Here is a 3,892-nt window from a genome sequence, read left to right on the forward strand (position 1 = left end):
GGGTTTAGGAATTACAAATCCGGGTTTACTGGAATCGGCTGTTGCTCAACCGCAAATGACTTTTGCGGGTCAATAACTGTATACAACTCTTCCAGAAAAAGCCGCAGCATTAGGCTTTTACTTTGATTAAAAATCATCCTTTTCTGGATGGGAATAAAAGAACAGGTCATGCAGCAATGGAAGTTTTTTTAGTCCTGAATGGTTTTGAAATTAATGCCAATGTAGAAGAACAAGAAAAAGTAATTCTTCAAGTTGCATCAGGAGAAATGACAAGAGAGGAATTTACCCATTGGTTACAATCGGTAATTATTACCTTGAATTTAAGGGAAGAAAACCTATATAATAGCATTGAAAAGAAAGCCTAAAGCCCAATTACAAATACCCATAGAACCCAAAAAAAGAGAAAGAAAGCGAAATATCGCTATTTCGATTACAGACAAATCAAATCTGATTAATAAAAGAAACCGGGTTTCTAGTTAGGGACTGTTGGGTAAAACTAAATATCTTTAAGAAACCGGGTTTCTCACTCTGGGCGCTCAAATATAAACAGCCTTAAACCATCATCAAATATGATATAATTAACGTCAAGCGACTTCAGGAAAAACATATGAAAGCCATTGAATTAACAGGAACCATCGACGAAAAAGGTCAATTATCCCTCGATCGACCTATCGAAAACTTCGCTCCCAGTCGCGTGCGAGTTATCGTACTTTTTCCGGAAGTAACAGAAGCAGCTGAAATCGATCCTGATGATACCCCCATTGAAGAAATCAAAGCCAGTCTTAGGAGAGCATTACAAGAAGCAAAAACAGGTCAACGCATACCCCTTTCTGAAATGTGGGAGGGAATAGATGTTGCATGACACGCCTTTTGTACAAATTGATTTAACACCTGAGTACAAACGGAATTTGCGGGAATTATCGAAAAAATATCGCAAGATACGGTTAGATACTCAGCAAATTATCGAACAACTACAAGGTGGTAATTTTATTGGCGATCGCATCCCCGTAATGGGTGAAGAATATGTCATTTTCAAGGTGAGAGTCAAAAATAGCGACATCCAAAAAGGGAAAAGCGCAGGCGATCGACTCATCTATCAAGTGGAATCACCGACGAGCGTACTTTTATTAACAATTTATTCTAAATTAGAGCGAGAAGATATCAGTCCTAACGAGATTAGCAGTATCTTAGCTGAGTTCGAGGGCGATGAATAAATATGAACTGCGGATTGATAATTGGGTAAGTCGATCGAGTTATTTTAGTTGTCTCTGAAAACTACTATAAAAGAATAGAGATTTAGAGATTTGGTGTATCCTTACAAGGAGTATCACCTAAGCAAAACCCGATGACAAATCAGCCCTTTTCCCCACAAATTCCCAACATTACCTGGAAGCGTGCGATCGGTTTAGGTTGGGACAACCCCTACAAAGTTCGCTTAGCTAGCAATTTAGATGATGGCCCTTGGCACGGTTCGCCCTTGGGTGGTTTTGGCGCGGGTTGTATCGGTCGTTCCTCGCGGGGGGATTTTAACCTCTGGCAAATCGATGGGGGAGAACATATATTTCAGAACTTCCCAGCTTGCCAATTCAGCGTATTTGAAGAGACAGAAAGAAGCAAGCAAGCTTATGCTTTGTGTACGGAATCTCCTACTGATGGTACTTTGTCTGCTTGGAAATGGTATCCCGCTTCTGGTGTCAGCAGTCAACAGTCAGCAGTTAGTGACAATTTGACAGAAGAACAGACAAATACAGGAAGTTATTATGCTCTATATCCGCGCAGTTGGTTTGTTTACGAGAATGTATTTGAGGCTAACTTAATTTGCGAACAATTTTCACCAATTTGGGCGGGAAATTATCAGGAAAGTTCTTATCCGATCGCAATTTTTGAATGGACTGCCCACAACCCTACAGACAAGCCAATTACTATCAGTATAATGCTGACTTGGCAAAATATGGTGGGTTGGTTTACTAATGCGATTAAAAAACCCCAGGTCACTGTTCGCGATGATGGCAGTCCGGTTTACGAATATCAACCGCAGCTGGGAAATAGTACGGGCAATTTCAATCAATGGGTTGAAAATGAATTTCGGCGAGGTTGCGTGCTGGATCGCGGTCGTCCCGATATTTATGATGTGAAAGAGGGAGAAGGACAATGGGCGATCGCAACTTTGGCTAACCCAGCAATAGAAGTATTTTATCACTCTCGTTGGAATCCTGTTGGCGATGGTGCGGATGTTTGGCAAAGTTTTGCGGCGGATGGTTCTTTACCCGATCGCGAAAATGAAAAACCCTGTGCTGACGGGGAACAAATCGCAGCTGCGATCGCAGTTCGTTTTACGATTAGACCGGGTAAAACTCGCAAAATTCCGTTTATATTAGCTTGGGATTTGCCGATTACCGAATTTGCGGCAGGAATTGAATATTACCGACGCTATACAGATTTCTTCGGTCGCAACGGGAAGAATGCTTGGTCGATGGTTCGTACAGCATTAAAACATTACGAAACTTGGCGAGAAAGAATAGAAGCTTGGCAACAACCAATTCTCGATCGCGAGGATTTACCTTCTTGGTTTAAGATGGCTTTATTCAACGAACTTTACGACTTAACAAGCGGTGGTACGCTGTGGACAGCAGCTTCCGAGGACGATCCGATCGGTCAATTTGGAGTGCTGGAGTGCATAGATTATCGTTGGTATGAAAGTTTGGATGTGCGACTTTACGGTTCTTTTCCCGTCATAATGCTTTGGCCGAAATTAGATAAAGCGGTGTTAGAAGCATATGCGCGAGCAATTTCTACCAGCGATGATACTCCTAGAATTATCGGTTATAACAACGCATCGGCTATTCGCAAAGCTGTCGATGCAACGCCGCACGATTTGGGTGCGCCGAACGAACATCCTTGGGAGAAAACTAACTATACCAGCTATCAAGATTGCAATTTGTGGAAGGATTTATCTTGCGATTTTGTGTTGCAGGTTTATCGCTATTTTGTGTTTACGGGTAAGACTGATGTCGAATTTTTGCAGGATTGTTGGTCAAGTATAGTGCAGACACTTGCTTATCTGAAAGAGTTCGATCGCGATGGCGATGGTATCCCGGAAAATTCTGGTGCGCCGGATCAGACGTTTGATGATTGGCGTCTGCGGGGAGTTAGTGCTTATTGTGGGGGGTTGTGGTTGGCGGCGTTGGAGGGTGCGATCGCAATCGGCCAAATTTTAAGGGAACGGGGATTGGGGATGACAATGACAGGCGGGACGCCTGTTCCACAAGAAAAGATTCAAGAAGAGATTCAAGAAGCGATCGATACTTATAAAGGTTGGTTGGCGAAAGCGCGATCGATCTATCAGGAAAAACTTTGGAACGGTCAATATTATAAACTCGATAGTGAAAGCGGTTCCGATGTGGTGATGGCAGATCAATTGTGCGGTCAATTTTACGCACGTTTGCTGGGATTGCCAGATATTGTACCGAATGAATGCGTTCTTTTAGCTCTCAAAACCGTTTACAATTCCTGCTTTTTGAAGTTCCAGGACGGTAAATTAGGCGCTGCTAACGGTCTCAAACTTGATGGTTCTCCGGAAAAACCCGATGCTACTCATCCTTTGGAAATTTGGACGGGAATTAATTTTGGTTTGGCGGCTTTTCTTGTGCAAATGGGAATGAAAGATGAAGCGTTTCAACTTACAGAAGCTGTGGTAAGGCAAGTATACGAAAATGGTTTGCAATTTCGGACACCGGAAGCGATTACCGCTGCGGGTACTTTTCGCGCCAGTTATTACTTGCGAGCGATGGCAATTTGGGGAATCTATCATGTTTTGACAACAGGGAGCTAGGGATTAGCTAATCTATTCGTAGGTTGGGTTGAACGGTAGTGAAACCCAACTTACAACTTT

4 protein-coding genes are annotated in these 3,892 nt (G+C 42.7%); all 4 read left to right on the forward strand.

Translation table 11 applies throughout. From position 1 onward, the window contains the following. Positions 1 to 122: 122 nt before the first annotated feature. The 4 genes from H6S82_RS22640 (at position 123) to H6S82_RS22655 (ending at position 3,832) form a co-directional block, all read left to right on the forward strand. Positions 123 to 365, forward strand: coding sequence for a type II toxin-antitoxin system death-on-curing family toxin (locus H6S82_RS22640; RefSeq protein WP_242057074.1), 243 nt, complete (start codon positions 123 to 125; stop codon positions 363 to 365). Positions 366 to 607: 242 nt separating this feature from the next. Beyond that, positions 608 to 862 carry a hypothetical protein gene (locus tag H6S82_RS22645; protein ID WP_190460958.1) on the forward strand — a complete coding sequence of 85 codons (255 nt, stop codon included), beginning with the start codon at positions 608 to 610 and terminating at the stop codon, positions 860 to 862. After that, complete coding sequence (locus tag H6S82_RS22650; RefSeq protein ID WP_190460961.1) at positions 852 to 1,214, forward strand: type II toxin-antitoxin system RelE/ParE family toxin; 363 nt, start codon at positions 852 to 854, stop codon at positions 1,212 to 1,214. The genes H6S82_RS22645 and H6S82_RS22650 overlap by 11 nt, the downstream gene beginning before the upstream one ends. 131 nt (positions 1,215 to 1,345) lie before the next feature. Further along, complete coding sequence (locus H6S82_RS22655) at positions 1,346 to 3,832, forward strand: GH116 family glycosyl hydrolase (protein WP_190460963.1); 2,487 nt, start codon at positions 1,346 to 1,348, stop codon at positions 3,830 to 3,832. Positions 3,833 to 3,892: the final 60 nt, after the last annotated feature.

It is taken from the genome of Planktothrix sp. FACHB-1355 (assembly GCF_014748295.1).
Lineage (GTDB): Bacteria > Cyanobacteriota > Cyanobacteriia > Cyanobacteriales > Aerosakkonemataceae > Aerosakkonema > Aerosakkonema funiforme_A.